At 46.5% G+C, this 17,939-nt stretch carries 14 protein-coding genes; 11 read left to right on the forward strand and 3 right to left on the reverse strand.

Annotation, left to right across the window (positions count from 1 at the left end; all coding sequences use genetic code 11):
- Nucleotides 1-60: 60 nt before the first annotated feature.
- The 4 genes from FW758_RS04880 (at nucleotide 61) to FW758_RS04895 (ending at nucleotide 3,384) form a co-directional block, all read left to right on the forward strand.
- On the forward strand, nucleotides 61-849 hold the full coding sequence (locus tag FW758_RS04880; protein WP_011847143.1) for a segregation and condensation protein A: 789 nt from the start codon (nucleotides 61-63) through the stop codon (nucleotides 847-849).
- Between the two features lie 3 nt (nucleotides 850-852).
- On the forward strand, nucleotides 853-1,449 hold the full coding sequence (gene scpB / locus FW758_RS04885) for an SMC-Scp complex subunit ScpB (protein WP_012089553.1): 597 nt from the start codon (nucleotides 853-855) through the stop codon (nucleotides 1,447-1,449).
- Nucleotides 1,442-2,317, forward strand: a complete 876-nt coding sequence (gene rluB / locus FW758_RS04890) for a 23S rRNA pseudouridine(2605) synthase RluB (protein WP_006082181.1) — start codon at nucleotides 1,442-1,444, stop codon at nucleotides 2,315-2,317. The genes scpB and rluB overlap by 8 nt, the downstream gene beginning before the upstream one ends.
- Nucleotides 2,318-2,418: 101 nt before the next feature.
- Entirely contained in the window at nucleotides 2,419-3,384 is a 966-nt protein-coding gene (locus tag FW758_RS04895; RefSeq protein ID WP_012089552.1) for a hypothetical protein, read from the forward strand.
- A 143-nt stretch (nucleotides 3,385-3,527) separates the two neighbouring features.
- On the opposite strand, the gene FW758_RS04900 is transcribed toward FW758_RS04895, so the two are convergent.
- A complete protein-coding gene (locus tag FW758_RS04900; RefSeq protein WP_006085424.1) occupies nucleotides 3,528-4,265 on the reverse strand; it encodes a YciK family oxidoreductase in 738 nt (245 codons plus the stop codon).
- Nucleotides 4,266-4,527: 262 nt separating this feature from the next.
- On the opposite strand from FW758_RS04900, the gene FW758_RS04905 reads away from it, so the two are divergent.
- From FW758_RS04905 to FW758_RS04920, 4 genes are all read left to right on the forward strand, one after another.
- The gene (locus tag FW758_RS04905) at nucleotides 4,528-7,011 is read left to right on the forward strand and encodes a VolA/Pla-1 family phospholipase (RefSeq protein WP_446444795.1); all 2,484 of its coding nucleotides are present in this window, start codon (nucleotides 4,528-4,530) and stop codon (nucleotides 7,009-7,011) included.
- Between the two features lie 111 nt (nucleotides 7,012-7,122).
- Complete coding sequence (gene sohB / locus FW758_RS04910) at nucleotides 7,123-8,139, forward strand: protease SohB (RefSeq protein ID WP_115334338.1); 1,017 nt, start codon at nucleotides 7,123-7,125, stop codon at nucleotides 8,137-8,139.
- Nucleotides 8,140-8,475: 336 nt separating this feature from the next.
- Nucleotides 8,476-11,028, forward strand: coding sequence for a bifunctional lysylphosphatidylglycerol flippase/synthetase MprF (gene mprF, locus FW758_RS04915; protein WP_446444796.1), 2,553 nt, complete (start codon nucleotides 8,476-8,478; stop codon nucleotides 11,026-11,028).
- 7 nt (nucleotides 11,029-11,035) lie between these two features.
- Nucleotides 11,036-11,761 carry an AcvB/VirJ family lysyl-phosphatidylglycerol hydrolase gene (locus FW758_RS04920; RefSeq protein WP_006085420.1) on the forward strand — a complete coding sequence of 242 codons (726 nt, stop codon included), beginning with the start codon at nucleotides 11,036-11,038 and terminating at the stop codon, nucleotides 11,759-11,761.
- Between the two features lie 90 nt (nucleotides 11,762-11,851).
- On the opposite strand, the gene FW758_RS04925 is transcribed toward FW758_RS04920, so the two are convergent.
- Both FW758_RS04925 and FW758_RS04930 read right to left on the reverse strand, forming a co-directional pair.
- Nucleotides 11,852-12,919 (reverse strand): DUF3083 family protein, encoded by a 1,068-nt coding sequence (locus tag FW758_RS04925; protein WP_006082174.1) that lies wholly within the window; start codon nucleotides 12,917-12,919, stop codon nucleotides 11,852-11,854.
- Nucleotides 12,920-13,064: 145 nt separating this feature from the next.
- Nucleotides 13,065-13,622: an arylesterase gene (locus tag FW758_RS04930; RefSeq protein ID WP_115334341.1), complete on the reverse strand. Its 558-nt coding sequence runs from the start codon at nucleotides 13,620-13,622 to the stop codon at nucleotides 13,065-13,067.
- 79 nt (nucleotides 13,623-13,701) lie between these two features.
- Between FW758_RS04930 and FW758_RS04935 the strand changes: the two genes are divergently transcribed.
- From FW758_RS04935 to lepB, 3 genes are all read left to right on the forward strand, one after another.
- On the forward strand, nucleotides 13,702-14,430 hold the full coding sequence (locus FW758_RS04935) for an ABC transporter ATP-binding protein (RefSeq protein WP_006082172.1): 729 nt from the start codon (nucleotides 13,702-13,704) through the stop codon (nucleotides 14,428-14,430).
- Between the two features lie 2 nt (nucleotides 14,431-14,432).
- Nucleotides 14,433-16,946, forward strand: coding sequence for an ABC transporter permease (locus FW758_RS04940; protein ID WP_446444797.1), 2,514 nt, complete (start codon nucleotides 14,433-14,435; stop codon nucleotides 16,944-16,946).
- Between the two features lie 295 nt (nucleotides 16,947-17,241).
- Nucleotides 17,242-17,904: a signal peptidase I gene (lepB, locus tag FW758_RS04945; RefSeq protein WP_115334342.1), complete on the forward strand. Its 663-nt coding sequence runs from the start codon at nucleotides 17,242-17,244 to the stop codon at nucleotides 17,902-17,904.
- The last annotated feature ends 35 nt before the right edge of the window (nucleotides 17,905-17,939 follow it).

Raw genomic sequence — 17,939 nt, forward strand, 5'->3', positions numbered from 1 at the left:
ATCGCGCGTTTGGCGTTAGCCTAAGTTGGCTAGCGCAGCGTTAACGGAGCAAGATAGCGGATGCAGGGCACGCAACAGAGTTTACCCTTAGCCGTTATTCGTGGTCAGGCAATGACCGAAATGCCGCTGGATTTGTTTATTCCGCCGGAGGCATTGGAAGTGTTCCTTGAGTCCTTTGAAGGGCCATTGGATTTACTGTTATATTTGATCCGTAAGCAAAAATTAGACGTTGTCGATTTACCCATTCAGCAAATCACCGCGCAGTATTTAGAATATATTACGTTGCTGACTCAGGCTCGAATTGAACTTGCTGCCGATTACTTAGTGATGGCGGCAACGCTTGCCGAGATTAAATCCCGTTTGCTGCTGCCGCGTATGGTGGCTGAAGATGAGGTTGAGGAAGATCCTCGGGCGCAATTGATCCGTCAGTTGAAAGCCTATGAAGTGATTAAAGAAGCGTCGCAAAAACTCGATGATTTGCCGCGGCTCGAGCGGGATGTGTTTCAAGCCAAAGCAGTGGCAGCACCTGACATTAAGCCGTTAATGATCCCGCCAGAAGTCTCGTTGTTTGAAATTGCCCGCGCCTTTGGCGATGTGCTCAAACGTATCGATGCCAATGAAGATCATCACGTTAAGCGTGAACAGTTATCGACCCGTGAGCGCATGAGCCAGATTTTAGCCATGCTGAACTCGGAAGATTTTACGGCATTTGAACGTTTATTTACCGTAGCTGAAGGCCGTGCAGGCGTGGTCGTGACCTTCTTAGCACTGATGGAATTAGTCAAAGAATTATTGGTTGAATTGTACCAAACAGAACCGTTTTCAACTATTTACGTTAAGGCCTATTAATTGATGCAGATAAATCCGACTCAATTAAAACAGCTTATTGAAGCGAGTTTGTTTGTATTGGGGAAACCCTTGTCGGCGAAAATGTTGAAAGACACTGTATTGGTGGATTTCACGGTTTCCAGAGACAAAATAAAAGCTGCATTGGATGAGCTGCAGCAGGATTATCAAGACAGAGGTGTGCAACTTGTGAAAGTCGCTGGGGGTTACCGCTTCCAGACCTTAGAAGTCTTGAGTCCTTTTTTGCAGCCCCTGTGGCAAGAAAAGGCGCCTAAATATTCGCGTGCGACATTAGAAACCTTGGCGGTGATTGCTTATCGTCAACCTGTGACTCGCGGCGATATTGAACAGGTGCGCGGTGTGGCCATTAGTAGTCACATCATAAAAAGTTTGTCAGATAGACATTGGATTAAAGTAGTTGGCCATAAAGAAGTACCGGGGCGACCCGCGTTGTATGCCACTACCTTAGAATTTTTAGCATATTTTGGCTTAGACACCTTAGCGGATTTACCGCCGCTGTCGGATACTGAGTCATTGCAGGCGGTTTTTTCAAGTGTGAAATTAACGCCGGAACAGTCAGAAGAGCAAAATACTAATGAGTGAAAAATTGCAGAAAGTCTTGGCCCGTGCAGGCCATGGCTCCCGTCGTGAGATGGAGGCATGGATTGCTGCAGGCCGAGTTAGTATTGATGGTGAAATTGCTAGCCTTGGGGATCGGATTGAAGCCGATGCCAAAGTGCGTATCGATGGGAGATCGATTTCGTTAAAGTCTGCCGAAGACGTGATCTGTCGAGTATTGGCATACCATAAACCCGAAGGCGAAATTTGTAGTCGTAAAGATCCTGAAGGCCGTCCAACGGTATTCGATCGCTTACCTAAAGTGCGTGATTCACGCTGGGTTGCGGTAGGTCGTTTAGACATCAACACCTCAGGTTTATTACTGTTTACCTCAGATGGTGAATTAGCGAACCGCTTAATGCATCCATCGAACGAAGTCGACCGCGAATACGCAGTGCGTACCTTCGGTGAAATCCCTGAAGCGACAGTGCAACGTTTACGTACCGGCGTGATGTTAGAAGACGGCCCTGCGCAGTTTGATAGCATCAAGCCAGCGGGCGGCGAAGGCATGAACCAGTGGTGGCATGTGTGTTTACGCGAAGGTCGTAACCGCGAAGTACGCCGTCTGTGGGAATCCCAAGAAGTGCAAGTGAGCCGTTTGATCCGTATCCGTTACGGTATGGTTGAATTGCCAAAATCACTGCCACGGGGTGGCTGGGTTGAATTGCCAATGGAGCAAGTTAACTACTTGCGTAAATTGGCAGGTTTAGAACCAGAAACCCGCACTATGCTTGCTGCCGATAAACACAGCGTAGCCCGTGCTCAGGTGAAGAGTGCTAAAATTCGCCGCGCCGTACGTAAGCATAAAGTAACCGGTTCGGGAAAACCTAAGCCATCGCGTCAGCGCAGCTAAGTTGTTTTATCCCAATGAAAAAGGCCGCTTAGCGGCCTTTTTGCTTTCTGTTATTTGCAGCTATGTTATAACAAGAGTCAGCTGGATTGAGGAGTGAATGGATGAAGCTAATTTCAGTGCGACGGATTTGGGAGCAAGCTGCCCATAATGCGTTTACCGATTTAATCGCGTTTCAGGAAGCACTTTTTTGTGTTTTCCGTGAAGGGACTGCCCATGTGTCACCCGATGGCGCTTTGCGTATTCTACGTTCAGTGGATGGCGGCGAGACGTGGCAGAGCGTGGCACTTATTCGTTCGGAAGAGGCTGATTTACGCGACGGTAAACTGATTGAATATCAAGGGGAATTGCTTTTACTCGGTGGCGGGACCTTACATGATAAGTCGGGTCTTCAATCACATCTTTGGCGCTCAGCCGATGGGCGAGTGTGGTCGGATGCGCTAAAGATAGCTGATAAGGGCTATTGGTTATGGCGTTTAACCGAGCATCAAAATACGCTCTATGGTGTGGGCTATCGCCCAGGACCTGATGGTGACACTCGGTTGTATAAGAGTGATGATGGCGTGCAGTTCAAGACTTGGCTAAAGGTGTTTAATAATCAAGGTTATGTCAACGAAACAGCCATTGTTTTTGATCAAGACAGCGGCTTTTGTCTCTTGAGGCGCGATCCCGTTTGGGGCCCTGAATTTGTTGGTTTACTCGGTCACAGTCGCGCGCCATTCACCGATTGGCAATGGCAAGAACTCGATAAGCGCATTGGTGGGCCAGTGATGTTGATGTATCAATCCCGCCTGTTGGCTGTGGTGCGCTTATACGATGAACAAGTTCGAACGGCTTTAGTTGAAATTCATCCTGATACTGGCGTGGTTCAAGAACTACTGACACTGCCATCGAAGGGCGATACCAGTTATGCGGGCGTTGTGATTGACGGAAATGAGTTGTGGGTAAGTTATTACTCAAGCCATGAGTTAGCTGACTCACCGCTAGATACGCAGAATTTGCTTGATGAATCAAGCAGAGCCGCTAAAGCTAAAACGATGATTTATTTTGCAAAAATTCAGTTAAGTTAAGATTGGCGGTGCGGCGTTTTTATGCTGTTTATTCCCATGGATTAATACAGAGCTCCATCTTGCGAATATCTAAAATAATAAAGGGCCATCAATAGGCCCTTTATTATTGCTGAATCATACTGCTAAACCGATAAGCGATGCGATTACTGAGCGTTGAACTGCTGACCATTCACTGCGCTAGCATCTTGACCCATTAAATATAAATAGGTCGGCATGATCTCTTCTGCGGTTTTGAGATCCAGTGGATTCTCAGCTGGGTAGGCTTTAGCGCGCATCTCAGTGCGGGTTGCACCTGGATTGATACTGTTGACCCGAACCGAGGTGCCATCGCACTCATGGGCGAGGACTTGCATCATGCCTTCGGTGGCAAACTTAGAGAAGGCATAAGGTCCCCAGTAGGCGCGGCCTTGACGACCCACACTGCTCGACGTAAAGATAATCGATGCACTGGGTGCTTGGCGCATCACAGGTAGTAATGCTTTAGTTAGCATAACTTGGGCCGTGACGTTCACTTTGAGTACGTCTTCGAGTGATGAAATATCTATGTGTTCAAACGGGCCTAGGGCACCGAGCAGGCTCGCGTTATGTAATAAGCCGTCTAAATGATCGAATTGCTCGGCTATGGTATCGGCCATATCGCGATAATTTTGCTCCGTCGCGCCCTTAAGATCTAATGGCACTATGGCAGGTTTTGGATAACCGGCTTGTTCGATTACATCGTAAACCGCTTCTAGTTTTTTCACTGTTTTACCGAGTAAAATCACAGTGGCGCCGTGCTTTGCAAACTCAATGGCAGCGGTGCGACCTATGCCTGCGCCAGCGCCTGTCACTAAAATTGTTTTGCCTTTGAGTAAATCTTTTGCTGCTTGATATTCCAACATGAGTCTCTTTTTCCTCTTGGCGAGAATGCCCGCCACTTCTAGAGTCGCCGAAGTGATAAACGCATGTTTCAAACAAATGAATGAAACTTTGTTATAAATGGCTAAAATGTTTGTGACAAACTTGTGGCTAACTCAATATTTTTACGTTAACTTGAAATGAGTTAGGGGCTAACATAAGCCCTATTGGTCACAGATTTAAAAGCTATTGTGACTAATTTCTTGGGGAAAACAAAACTATTACAACAAGATTTGGGGAAAAAAGATGAAAAGACTCATTTTGGGTGTTGCGATTGCATCTGCACTGGGCCTCACAGGATGTGGTGAGGACAGTTATAACGATCTCAAGGATAAGACAGAACCGCTCGTCCCTGAATCGCACATGGTGTTCGACCCTGCTAATTCAAAAGTACCATTACCGAATGATTTGCTATTCAGTGGTACCAAGGATGGCACATTATCGATTCCGGGTGAAAGCTCAGGCAATTATGTTGATCCACAAATCGCGCTTGGGGCGTTAGATGGCTGGTCGACAACATCACCGATTTCCATTGATATTGATTTAGCGAAAAAACACGACGGCACACCGCTGACCTTAATGGCGGCATCGGTTGCACAACCTGGCGCAGTAAGAATGTTTGAGGCCACTGTCGGTGGTCCATTGTCTTCTGATGCTGAATGTACTGCTAAACCGTCAGTTTCAGCGTGTAAAGTCGGAGCAGAACTTCAGTTTGGCGTTGACTTTGTATCCACCGCATCAGGCAATAAAGTGGTGATCGTGCCGCTTAAGCCACTCAAAGCTGGGCAGTCGTATATTTATGCGACGACTAATCTTATTCAAGATTCTGAAGGTCGTGGTATTGCGCCTTCAACTACCTATGGTTTGTTGAAGTTAGACATCACGACATTGCCATTAGAAACGCCCGATCAATTGATGCTGCAAACCTTAGTGAACAGCTATGAGAAAGGCATTGCTGCGGCCCATAATGTCGATCCTTCGACCATAAGCTACTCTGGGCTGTTTACGACTCAGTCTGTCGCTAACGTCTATGAAACGACTAAGCTGCTGATGGCAAAGGGCGCGCCTTATGCCCCCAGCTTTGCTCAGATGCCAACGCCTGCCGGTTATACCGTTGCACAAGCTGCGGGCTTAACACCGGCTGCTGGAGCTGCCTACGTGGTATCAAGTTTAGCCGATGTGTATACCGCCAAAATTAAACTGCCGATTTACGGTGACTGCTCTTCGGTCAGTTGTTTATCAGCAGAAGGAAAACCATTAATTAATGGTCATTGGAAAGCACAAGGCGATAGCCCTGTATCTGTGTTATTAGCTTTGCAAGCGGGTACACTCAGCCAAAATAATTTTGGTATGCAAGCCGTGGCCAATGGTATTGCGAACCCTGCCGATGCGTTAGCCAATCCGTCTCTAATGGCGGGTAAAACTTGGTTGTTAGACGATGGTACAGCGGTAGATAAAACTAAGCATTTGACTAAGTTCAACCCAATTCCAGCGATTAAAGGATATGAAACCGTACCTGTACTGATTTCTATGCCTAATGCGGCAAGATTAGCGGACTTTTATCAGCAACAAGGTATTCCCTTTACTCCGCCGACAGCGGGTTGGCCAACCACAATCGCACTGCACGGTTTAGGTGGCGGCAAAGAAATGTCACTGGCCTATGCGGGTTCGTATGCGGCCATGGGCGTTGCAACTATTGCTATCGATATGCCACTGCATGGGGCGCGTTCGTTCGATGCTAACGGCGATGGGGTTTATGACGTCTCTGCGACCGATCCTTCTTTTGGGGCTGTAGTCGGTACACCAGACGCCTTTAAAAATGGTAATCCGTTGGTATTCGTGAATATCTCTAGCACTTTGTCGGTGCGTGATAATTTCCGTCAAGCGACGATGGACCATTTAGGTGTTCGTCTTGCTCTAACAGGATTAGCACAGGGCTTAGCACAAGCAGGTCAGCCACAAGTATTTGACGTGTCTAAAATCAGTGCTCAAGGTCTGAGTTTAGGCGCGATTGTCGGCACCGATTTTGCGACCTATGCCAGCACTGGCATGAAGAACCCTGCAACCGGCGATGCCTTGCCAAATGCCTATGGTATCAATGCCTTATCCCTAGCAGCGCCTGCAGGGGGATTAGCAGGATCATTTGCGGGTTCAGCAACCTTTGGTCCAGTGCTGTTTAGCAATATCAAGGCATCTGCGACTTTCCAAGCGCTGGTCGATAAGGCTAATACTGCTGGATATGAGGTGGGGAGTCCTGAATATGCGGCACTGGTGCAGGCAGTATATGCCCAGTTTATTCCAACGTTTGCCTTTGCGGTTCAAACGGCTGTGGATTCTGCTGATCCAATTAACCATGCCGCTACGTTAAAAGCGACGGGTCTACCTGTTCATTTAATTGAAATAGCCGGTGATGGCAACGGTAACTTACCTGATCAAGTGTTACCGAACCGTGTAGATAACTTCCCGTTATCGGGCACTGAGCCGCTGATCTCTGCTATTGGCCTACCATGTGTCGATAGTACCAGTAAAGGTCATGGCGTAGTGCGTTTCTCTAAAGGTCACCATAGTTCGATTGTGAGCCCAGGTGAAACGGACGCTACAGATGGTATGGCTGCCGCTGCTACCGTTGAAATGCAGACTCAAGTAGCAACCTATGCTGCGACTGCAGGTAAAGGCGATGCGACGATTTTAGTGACAAACAGTGATGTCATTGCGACTTGTCCTAACTAATCTGCGCTTAATCGGAAAAACCCAGCGAATGCTGGGTTTTTTTATGGGCCTTTAGGCTGTTAGAATAGCGCGCAATTGACTGATTGATGTAACGCCCTAACGGAGAGCACTTTGGAATTTTTATACGAGTATGGAATGTTTTTGGCGAAAGCCGTCACTATAGTGGTCGCAATCGTTGCGGTTATTGTTGTGGTGTTGGCTTCCACTGTTAAACATAAGTCAGATAAGGGCGAGCTGAGGATCACTAACCTGTCTGAAGAGTTAGAAGAACTGAAGCATGGCTTAAAAGAAGAACTCCTTTCAAAGAAGCAATTCAAAGCCTATGAAAAGCAATTAAAGGCAGAAGAAAAGGCGAAAGACAAAGCTGCTGATGATACTAGCACGGGCAAAGTGTTCGTGATCGATTTCAAGGGCAGTATCGATGCCGCTGAGGTTGCGTCACTGCGTGAAGAAATTAGTGCCATTTTAGCTATCGCGGAAAAAGGCGATGAAGTGGTTGTTAATGTCGAGAGTGGTGGCGGTATGGTGCATGGCTACGGTTTAGCCTCCAGCCAGCTTGACCGTTTACGCCAAGCCGATATTCCGCTAACAGTCTGCGTTGATAAAGTGGCTGCCAGTGGCGGTTATATGATGGCCTGTGTTGCGAATAAAATTTATGCTGCGCCTTTTGCAATTGTTGGTTCAATTGGTGTTGTTGCTCAACTGCCTAACTTTAATCGTTTGCTGAAAAAGCATGAAATTGATTATGAGCAACATACCGCCGGTAATTTTAAACGCACTTTGACAGTGTTTGGTGAAAACTCCGATGAGGGAAGACAGAAGTTTCAAGAAGAACTCGAAGAAACCCACATCTTATTCAAAGCGTTTGTCGGTAAATATCGCCCTGAGTTGGATTTAGTGAAAGTAGCCACGGGCGAGCATTGGTACGGCCAGCAAGCCATTGAATTAGGGTTAGTTGATGCGATTTCGACCAGTGATGATGTAATTATGTCACTTGCCGCAGAGCGCACTGTGTATAAGATGCGTTATCAGGTGAGAAAGAAACTTGCCGATAAAATTGCCCATGGCGCATCTTTATCTGTGAATGCCATTTTTAATCGTCTTATCGAGAAAAACCGTCCAATGTAACGGAATCTAGTGTGGATACTTTTTTGAGTATTCACACTTTTTTGTTTCGCTTAACGCCCAAAGCTGCGTATCTATTGCAGATTTTTTTGGCTTTTATATTATCCCCCCCTCAATTTAAAATCATTAACTCACTATTGCTATCAGCTTGTTAAGCACATTAATAAAACGTCATGCAGCAAATGCGTAAATCCATTGCGAATGAAAAATCCCTATGTTAAAAATCCCGTCGATAAAGTGGTGTTACAAATTAAACTAAAGTTAATTAATTTTTAATGCTGTTTCAATGTTGACGTTAAATAACCTTAGCTGAATCAGTCTTAGGTGCTGGAGATTAACATGGGGAGACGAGTGCGGGTGTTTATTAGCCTTATAATATTCACTGTCTCATTACTCTTGCTTTATAATTTAGAGCAAGAATATCAATTAAGTGACATTATTAAAGAGGTTAAAGGATTTTCATTTGTTGAGTTGTTATGTGCAGCACTACTCACAGTGGAAAGTTACTCTTTATTAACCTTGTACGATTTTATTGCCGTTCGGAATATCGATAAGGAGATACCTTATCGTAAAATAGTCCCTATTTCTTTTCTGGGTTTTACGTTCTCCAATACTATTGGGTTCTCTCTGTTAACGGGGACGTCGATAAGATATAAGTTTTATTCCGAACTTGGCTTAAGTGGTAATAAAATCACTCAAATAGTCATTTCATGTTCAGTGACATTCTTCCTCGGACTCTTTTTTATTTGTGGTATTGCACTGGTATGCTTTCCCTCTGAACAATTATCAGCCTTACCTTTGCCAACATGGCTATTTTCATTAACGACAGTGCTCGGTATTGGCATGCTGCTCAGTGTATTAGGCTATTTACTGATGAGTGTGCTGCGGAAAAAGCCATTTAACTTTCGTGGCTTTGAAATTACGCCACCTCTGTTATCTGTATCTTTAAGACAGTTGTTGGTGTCTTCACTTGATTGGATTGTCGTAGGAACCTTGTTTTATAGCTTACTGCCCGCGGTAGAAAATTTGGGCTATATACAGGTCTTAAGTATTTTCTTTGTTGCGAATGCGCTTGGGGTGCTTGCCCATGTGCCGGGTGGTATTGGGGTGTTCGAGTCCGTCGTGACTGTGGCCTTATCGCAATATTTACCGGTTGAGAAAATCCTCGGCGCCATTATTATCTATCGGATCATTTATTACATTATTCCATTTTTAATCTCTTTGGCATACTTTGTTATTACGATCGCGCGGTCAAATAAAGATAAAATTGTAAAATTAAATACTCGAATTGCATTTATCCGCCAACTGTTACCACCGCTACTGAGTATCAGTGTATTTAGCTCAGGTTTATTATTACTCTTGTCAGTGGTTAACCATTCTATTATTCATAAGTATCACTGGTTGGGCGAGTTAGTACCGCTGCCGATCATCGAAATATCGAGCATCATTTTGAGTGTGAGTGGTGTCTTGCTATTGTTGTTATCCCATGGGTTATTTAAACGCTACCATAATGCCTTTGAATTAACGAAAAAGCTGCTGTTGGTGGGCATGTTATTTATTATGCTTAAGGGCGCGGAATGGGAAATATCACTCGCGATCGGATTAGTTTACACATTGATGTTGCCATGTGAGAATTTGTTTTATCGAAAGGGTTCAGTCGTCGGGATTAAATACTCTTTGGGTTGGCTGTTATCACTTTCTGCCGCCTTATTCTTGATGATTTGGGTATTATTTTTCTCCTATCAAGATGTTGATTATGATCATTCACTCTGGTTTACCTTCTCCCCCGATAGCCATGTATCACGAGCATTGCGAGGAGGAGCGATTGCTATCTTTATCGTGCTTGCCTTTGCCGTGCGCTATTTCTCGTCACGAACTCAGCTTAAATCACCACAACTGGACACGCCTTCATTAAAGCAGGCGATGGAGATTGTCGCGCAGTCGCCGAGCAGTCATGGCTATTTAGCCTTAGTGCAAGATAAATCAATCCTATTTAACGAGGATAAAGACGCCTTTCTTATGTATGCAAGGGCTGGACATTGCTGGGTGGTAATGGGTGATCCAATTGGTAATCAACATAAATTTGATGATTTATTGTGGCAGTTTAGGGAGTTATGCGATGCCTACGATGGTTGGCCGGTGTTTTATCAAGTGACGCAAAAATACCTGCCGAGCTTTTTAGAGCAAGGATTAGGTTTATATAAATTAGGCGATGAGGCGATTGTTCAGCTCGACCAATTTGACTTACCGTCGAGTCGCTATCGGAGTTTGCGCCAGAGTCATGCCAAGGCGCAGCGTGAAGGCTTGAGTTTTGCTGTGATTGAGGCGAGTCAAGTGAGGGCCATACTGCCGCAATTAGAAGCCATATCATCGACTTGGTTAAAGGCGAAGCAAGGGCGCGAAAAGGGGTTTTCGGTCGGCTATTTCTCTGCCGCTTATCTGTGCTCGACACCTATGGCATTAGTGTATGCAAACGGTGAGCTCGTGGCGTTTTCAAATATTTGGGCTAGTGCTGCTCAGGTTGAATTTTCTGTCGATCTAATGCGTTACGAGCCTAAATTATCGAGCAGTAACATCATGGATTTTCTGTTTACTGAACTATTGCTATGGGGAAAACAGCAAGGCTATCAGAGGTTTAATCTCGGGATGGCGCCGATGTCAGGCTTGACCGACAGAGCGTTAGTGCCATTTTGGACTAAGCTAGCGAAGGTTGTGTATAAGAAGGGTAATAAGTTTTATAACTTTCAGGGGCTTAGAAGATACAAGGATAAGTTTAATCCAACGTGGGAGGCCAAGTATTTGATTTGTTATGGCGGATTATCTCTGCCAATTGTGGTGGGCAGTTTAGTGACATTAACGAGTCGTGGTGCAACCGGTGTATTTAAAAAGTAGGTGAACGATGAATAAATCCTTTGTGAAAATACTCAGCCTTATGATGATGTTTTGCAGTAGCTTTAGTGTCTTAGCTGATGACTTTGCTGACTCACTCGGTCTGACACTTCTGCCGGTCGTTAGCAGCGCAAATGACAAAGCGAGTGCGAAAAAGCCGCCCTTAGTCATCTTTATGAGTGGCGATGGTGGCTGGGCTAATTTAGATCAAGGTGTGAGCCAGTTATTGCAACAGCAGGGCTGGCCAGTGGTGGGGTGGAGTTCGCTAAAATACTACTGGAAACAAAAAGATCCCAAGGACGTGACTCAAGATACTATGGCCATTATTGATAAGTTCGAGGCCGAATTTGGCACACAAAAGGTGGTATTGGTTGGCTATTCCTTTGGCGCCGAAATCATTCCTTTTGTGCTTAATGAGCTGCCACTTAAGTATCGACATAAGATCCTCGGCGGGGTGTTATTGTCACCGTCGCAGACGTCGGATTTTGAAGTGCATATGAGTGAAATCGTTACTTCTAGCAATGAGTCCGCGAGCTATCTGACGTTGCCCGAGGTGAATAAGCAGACGACAGTGCCTATGCTGTGCTTATACGGCAAAGACGATGATGCCCCTAAGCATTTGTGCCCAGTAGTAAAACAGCCGAATGTGACTGTGATGGAGTTAGACGGTGGCCATAGCTTTGATGATGATTACGATAAAGTGGTGACTATCATAAAGCATTGGTTGAAAAGCTAGGTTATCACCCGATATCAGCTTGAATACATTCAGAAAGAAAAGGGCGCTTAATGCGCCCTTTGGGTTTTAGCGAATCGAATGTCGCGTTAATCAGATTTGATAGCTGATATGTTGATGGAAGCGTACGACGAGATCTTCACGCTCTGGGTCTACACCGATATCTGCGGCGAAGGCCTTCAGGGCTGTTTCGACATTGTTCATAAAGCGTCCGAAGCCTGAATCATCACAGTCTTTGGTGCCCGCGACTATGGTGAAGTGCGCGGCTTCGACTAAGTTATCGGCATTCCAGCGACGGATCACTTGCTGCTCAGTCGCATTAGGATCGAACCCTATCATTTGTACTTCGGCTTTGCTGTCGAGTTTTTCAAACTTACTGTTACGCACCAGCGGGGTTAAGCCATTTGCTATCATGGCAAGACGCGTCAGTTGTCTGTTGGCTGCCGCTTTGAGGAAGCAATCTTCAAGATGTTGATATAACGGCGTAAAGTCGGTTGCCGAGTCAGGTAATAAACCCTGCTTAAGTTTGCGGCTCAGTGGCAAGCTTACTGTCACATAAGTGAGAGAGCTGACGTTCTCTGGTAACTCGCACTTTCTGGCTTTATATCTTGGGCCGATGGCACGCAGTTTATAGCCATAGGTTTCTTTATAGCCCTTGGCTTTTGCGAACAGATCATAGGATAAATGCTGATGGTCGCGGACCTTAACTTTAAGATCGCTTATCGGCATTAAAGGCATCAATTCTGTCAGTAATTCACGCACTCTGATGTGGAAACTGGCGGAATTACTGCGGATATCTTCACCCGTGGCAAGGAAGACAATGCGCAGTTTACGGGCGCGATAGTTTTCTTGCGAGAATAAATTTTGGGCTTCGTGATAGGCTGGATTATAAAAAAATAGAATTTGTTCAGTGGTTTGGAAGCAATAGGCTTCGGTATGGTAACGGACAACAGGCAGTTTATCGTTAGTGATCACGTGGACATTACGCAGATCGTGTTGTTCTGCCAAATTAAATATCAAACGGCTTAAGGTTTGATAACAGCTTTGATAATCAGGATATTGACTCAGTAGTTCATCCGTCACCTTGATTTCGGCTGTGATGTATTGATTGGTACGGGCTTCCTTGGGTATGTACACTTTTTGCTGATGGCTAAGGGACATATTGACTCCTTGTTTGAGTTAACCATTTGCTAACACGAATTTTACTGTTTATCTATAGGGTTAATCTTGCGTTAGAACACGTTTTTATCCGTTGAGCATGAGTTTAGCTAAGTAAGCGGTTCGACAGCTTAAAATAGCAGCTATTTTATTGGGTTAACGCATCTTCTATCCATGGTTGCATCCAAGTTGCTATCTGCGCCTGCGCCTTTTCGTTGGGGTGAATGCCATCCCGCTGCATTAATTCTGGATGGGGCGCGATATCCTGCATAAAGAAGGGGATCAACACGATATCCTGTGTTTTGGATATGTCTTGATACACTTGGGTGAACTTTTGGGTGTAGCGAGGGCCATAGTTAGGCGGTACCATGATCTCGGTCAGCAGCACTTTTGCGCCGCTATCTTTGGCTAGGGTAATGATTTGGATTAGATTATTTTTAAGTTGCGTTGGGGGGAATCCACGTAAACCATCATTACCACCCAGTTCAACGACCACAAGGTCGGGGGCGACGGAATCGAGTAAGGCGGGTAATCGGCGTAAGCCGCCCGCTGTGGTTTCGCCACTCACTGAGCCATTTGTAAATTGATGTTCGGGCAGATTTTTTTGCAGCAGCGCCACCCAGCCTGACTGCTCTGCCATGCCGTAGCTAGCGCCTAAGCTGTCGCCGAGGATCAACACCTTTGCCGCGTGCGCTGGCGTGGCCATGAATACACTCAATAGGATGAATGCCCCCAGGGTCTTCGCTCTCGATTGATACCAGAACGATTTATATAAGAAGGATCCTATGTCTAACGTCATCTTAAAAAACAGTGCCATCAATGTTGTTAACCTCGAAAAATCAGTGACTACTCAGGAAGGAACGCTCACTATCCTCAAGGGCATTAACTTAGATGTCAAGCAAGGTGAGAGTGTGGCTATTCTTGGCCCGTCGGGTTCGGGCAAGTCTACCCTGCTCGGGCTGCTTGCGGCACTTGATACGCCTACCTCTGGTGAAATTTGGCTCGATGGTGTGGCGTTATCCCCACTGAATGAAGAGCAAAAAGCCGCGCTGCGTAAACAGAAGGTCAGCTTTATTTTTCAATCCTTTATGTTAGTGGATACCTTAACCGCGCTGGAGAACGTTATGTTACCCGCCGAGCTTGCGGGCGTGAGCAATGCCAAGGAAAAAGCCCAAGCCATGCTGGTGCGGGTCGGTTTATCCCATCGTTTGACCCATTTACCCAAACAGCTATCGGGCGGAGAGCAGCAAAGGGTGGCGATTGCCCGTGCTTTTATTTGTGAGCCCACAGTGCTGTTTGCCGATGAACCCACGGGTAACTTGGACAGCGTTAACGGCCATAAAATTGCCGATATGTTGTTTGAGCTGAATCAAGAAAGCCACACCACTCTTATCCTCGTCACCCACGATTTACTATTGGCCAAGCGTTGTGAGCGGCAGCTGGTTATGGATAACGGCCATTTACAGGAAGATACGGCGCATACAGCACCGCTCGCCGATGCTAAGGAGGCTTAACAATGGAGTTAAGTCTGGCATGGCGCCTGTTTAAGCGCGAGTTACAGCAAGGGCAATTGTTATTGATTATCCTCGCTATTACGCTCGCGGTACTGTCTGTGAGTGGGTTAGCGCGGGTGAGTGAGCGCCTGCAAGTGGCGATCACTGGCCAAGCTTCACAGTTTATTGCCGCCGATCGGATTATCGATTCGCCGGTTAAAATTGATGTGGCGATTTTAACCAATGCCGAAGATCTTGGGCTTAAGCATGTGACGAACATGCAATTTAATTCCATGGTCTATTCGGGTGATAAGTTTCAGTTAGTCACAGTTCGCGCCGTTGAAACGGGTTATCCACTCAAGGGTGACATTGAACTCACCAGCGGTAAAACCAAGACTTTACCTCAAGCGGGTGAAATCTGGTTTGAGACTCGCTTAGGTGGACTCCTCGGTTATCCTAAAACCATCGAACTAGGTAACAGCGAATTTGTGCTCAGCAATGAAATAAGCCGCTTACCCGACGCGGGCTTTAATCCTTTTGCTTCATCGCCCGTGGTATTGATGCGCATGGAAGATGTCGCCAAAACGGGAGTGATTCAACCGGGCAGCCGCGTGACCTATCTGTATCAATTTGCTGGCGATGAAGCCTCGCTTACGGCCTTTGAGCAAAGTGTTAAACCGCTTCTCAATAGCACCCAGCGCTGGGTCGATGTGCAATCCGGTGACTCGCCGATTGCGGGAGCAGTTAAGCGAGCTGAGCGCTTCCTACTGCTAGCTAGTTTGATGGGCATTGCACTGGCCTGCGCCGCGATAGGCATTGCCGCCCAGCGTTATTGTCAGCGCCATTACGATGTGGTGGCCATGCTGAAAACCTTTGGCGCCTCGTCAAAGCAAATTCGGTTGTTGTTCGGCACTCACTTATTTTTAGTGACGTTAATGGGGATTGTGCTTGGCATTATCGGTGGTGTGTTACTCGATTTTGGGATCAGTTATTTATTGCCGCCCGAAATTGCCGCCTATTCGCCGCCACTCACTCGGCCATTACTGCTTGGTGTAAGCACAGGACTTATCAGCGCCTTTATGTTTTCGGCTTATCCACTGATGCGCTTACTGGCTATTCCGCCACTACGAGTGCTACAGCGTCAGTTAGAAGGCTTACAGCTAGGGATGTGGCTGCATCTACTTTTGAGCTTAGGGGCGATGGCGTTACTGGGCTATTTGTATTCCCAAAGTTGGGCTTTGACCCTGACTGTGGTCGCGGCCGTGTTGCTGCTCGGTGTGCTGTTAAGTGTGCTTGGCTTTGTGATGATACGTTTAGGCCACAGTGTCGGTATGAAGACCACCAATCCCTTACAGTTGGCACTGGCAGGGCTCAGACGTCGTGCGCGGCAAAATGCGGTGCAATTGGTGGGATTTAGCGCCGCACTGGTATTGTTATTGACGATTCTGGCATTAAGACAAGATTTGCTCAACGAGTGGCAAAAACAGTTGCCCGAAAATGCACCTAACTACTTCCTCGTTAATATCGCCCCCGACGATGCTAAGCCCTTAAATGATTTTATGACGGCTAAGGGCATTGTTGCGACGGACATTTATCCTGTGATCCGTGGCCGTTTAACTCAAATTAACGGTGAAGCGCTGATTTCGAATGAACAGTCTGAAGCGGGTGAAAAGGGCCGAGTGGGTATTTCCCGCGAGTTAAACCTAACGTGGCGCAATACGCTACCAGCCAATAACGAACTGTTAGAGGGGCATTTTAATCAAGCGGCCGATGAAGTGTCGGTGGAATCTGGCGTGGCGGACCGTTTAGGTATTGGCATTGGCGATAAGTTGACTTATGTGATTGATAATCAAGAGCTCACAGTTAAGGTTGCCAGTATTCGTGCCGTGCACTGGGAAACGCTACAGCCGAACTTCTTTATGATTTTCACCCAAGAAGCTCTCGCGCCCTTTGCTTATACCTCGATGGCGAGTTTCTATCTGAATGATCAGCAAGCTACGAATGACCAGTCAACAAACGGCCAAGCGCTGAGTGCCGATGGTACGCCTAAGGATGCTGTGATCCTTGCGCTTATTCAGCAATTCCCGACCATATCGATCATCGATGTGGGCGCTATGGTGGGGCAGTTACGGCAGATCATAGAGCAAGTGTCGCTGTCGCTCACCTTAGTGCTGGCCTTAGTTTTACTGGCCAGTGCGTTAGTCTTGATTGCACAGACTGAAGCCGGCATGGCAACTCGGCAGCGGGAACTGGCGGTGCTGCGTACCTTTGGCGCTTCGGGATGGCTATTGCGCAGTGCAACGGGTTTAGAGTTTGCCTTGCTTGGCGGTATTGCAGGCGTGTTAGCCGTCATAGTGGCCGAATTTGCGTTATATCTACTTAAGACGCAAGTGTTTGAGCTTAATGTGTATATGCACTGGCCTTGGTGGGGAATCGCCCCTGTTTCTGGCGCCTTAATCGTGGCCTTACTTGGGGTGTGGCGTTGCCGACAATTGCTTAGCCAATCTTGCTCTGAGCTATTAAAGGCGGGCAGCTAGTGGTTGCTTGCATGGGCTAACACTATAAGTTTATGACTTAAGTAGACAGCGTTAACAATAAAAAGCACTGATGCAGCATAAGCTCAGTGCTTTTTTATTGTCTTGCTGATTCTGCTGAGTTTGAGCATGACTCGAATATGAATATGAATATGAATATGAATATGAACATGCGTCTTTACATCGGCTTACAAATTGATCTGTGCTTAAGCAGGTAGCAACAGAACTTAGTGTAACGCAATGGGTCTATTTAACTGAGAACAGCGACTAGCTTATACATGCCATAGAGAGGAAATATATGTTCAAAGGAATAACCAAACTGCTTAAGGAGAACCGCTCCTTTTTTCTGTTTATCAGCTTAATGTTAGTGTTCAGGAGCGCTGTGGCCGATTGGAATACAGTGCCATCGGGTTCTATGCTGCCGACTATCGTCGAGGGCGATCGCATTCTGGTAAACAAGATAGCCTACGATCTTAGGGTGCCATTTACCCATATCGCCTTAGTCAAACTTGCGGATCCCGCCCGCGGTGATATCGTGGTGTTCGATTCGAAAAAGGCCGATAAAAAACTCATTAAGCGGGTGATTGCTGTGCCAGGCGATACTGTGATGATGCGGGATAATCGTTTGTATTTGAATGGCGAACCCCTTAGTTACTCATCCCAAGCATTGAGTCCTTATGCTCCCGCTGATGTCACCGAAATGCAGGAGAACTTAATCGGTATGGCCCACAGTATTCGCCTTAATCCTGTCCCCTCAAAGCTCGCCAATTTTGGACCTGTCACTGTGCCAGACGCGCATTACCTAGCGCTGGGTGATAATCGAGATAACAGCGCTGATTCTCGGGTCATTGGCTTTGTGCCACGCGATGAGATTGTAGGCCGTTCAAGCTCAGTGGTTTTCTCCCTTGATTATGCTGATCATTACTTGCCTCGACCTGAGCGCCTTATGCGCGAGTTTTAGCATGCACGGATTCTAGTCTACGTGATGTTGTACCA

This window comes from Shewanella sp. 1180_01 (assembly GCF_052850535.1).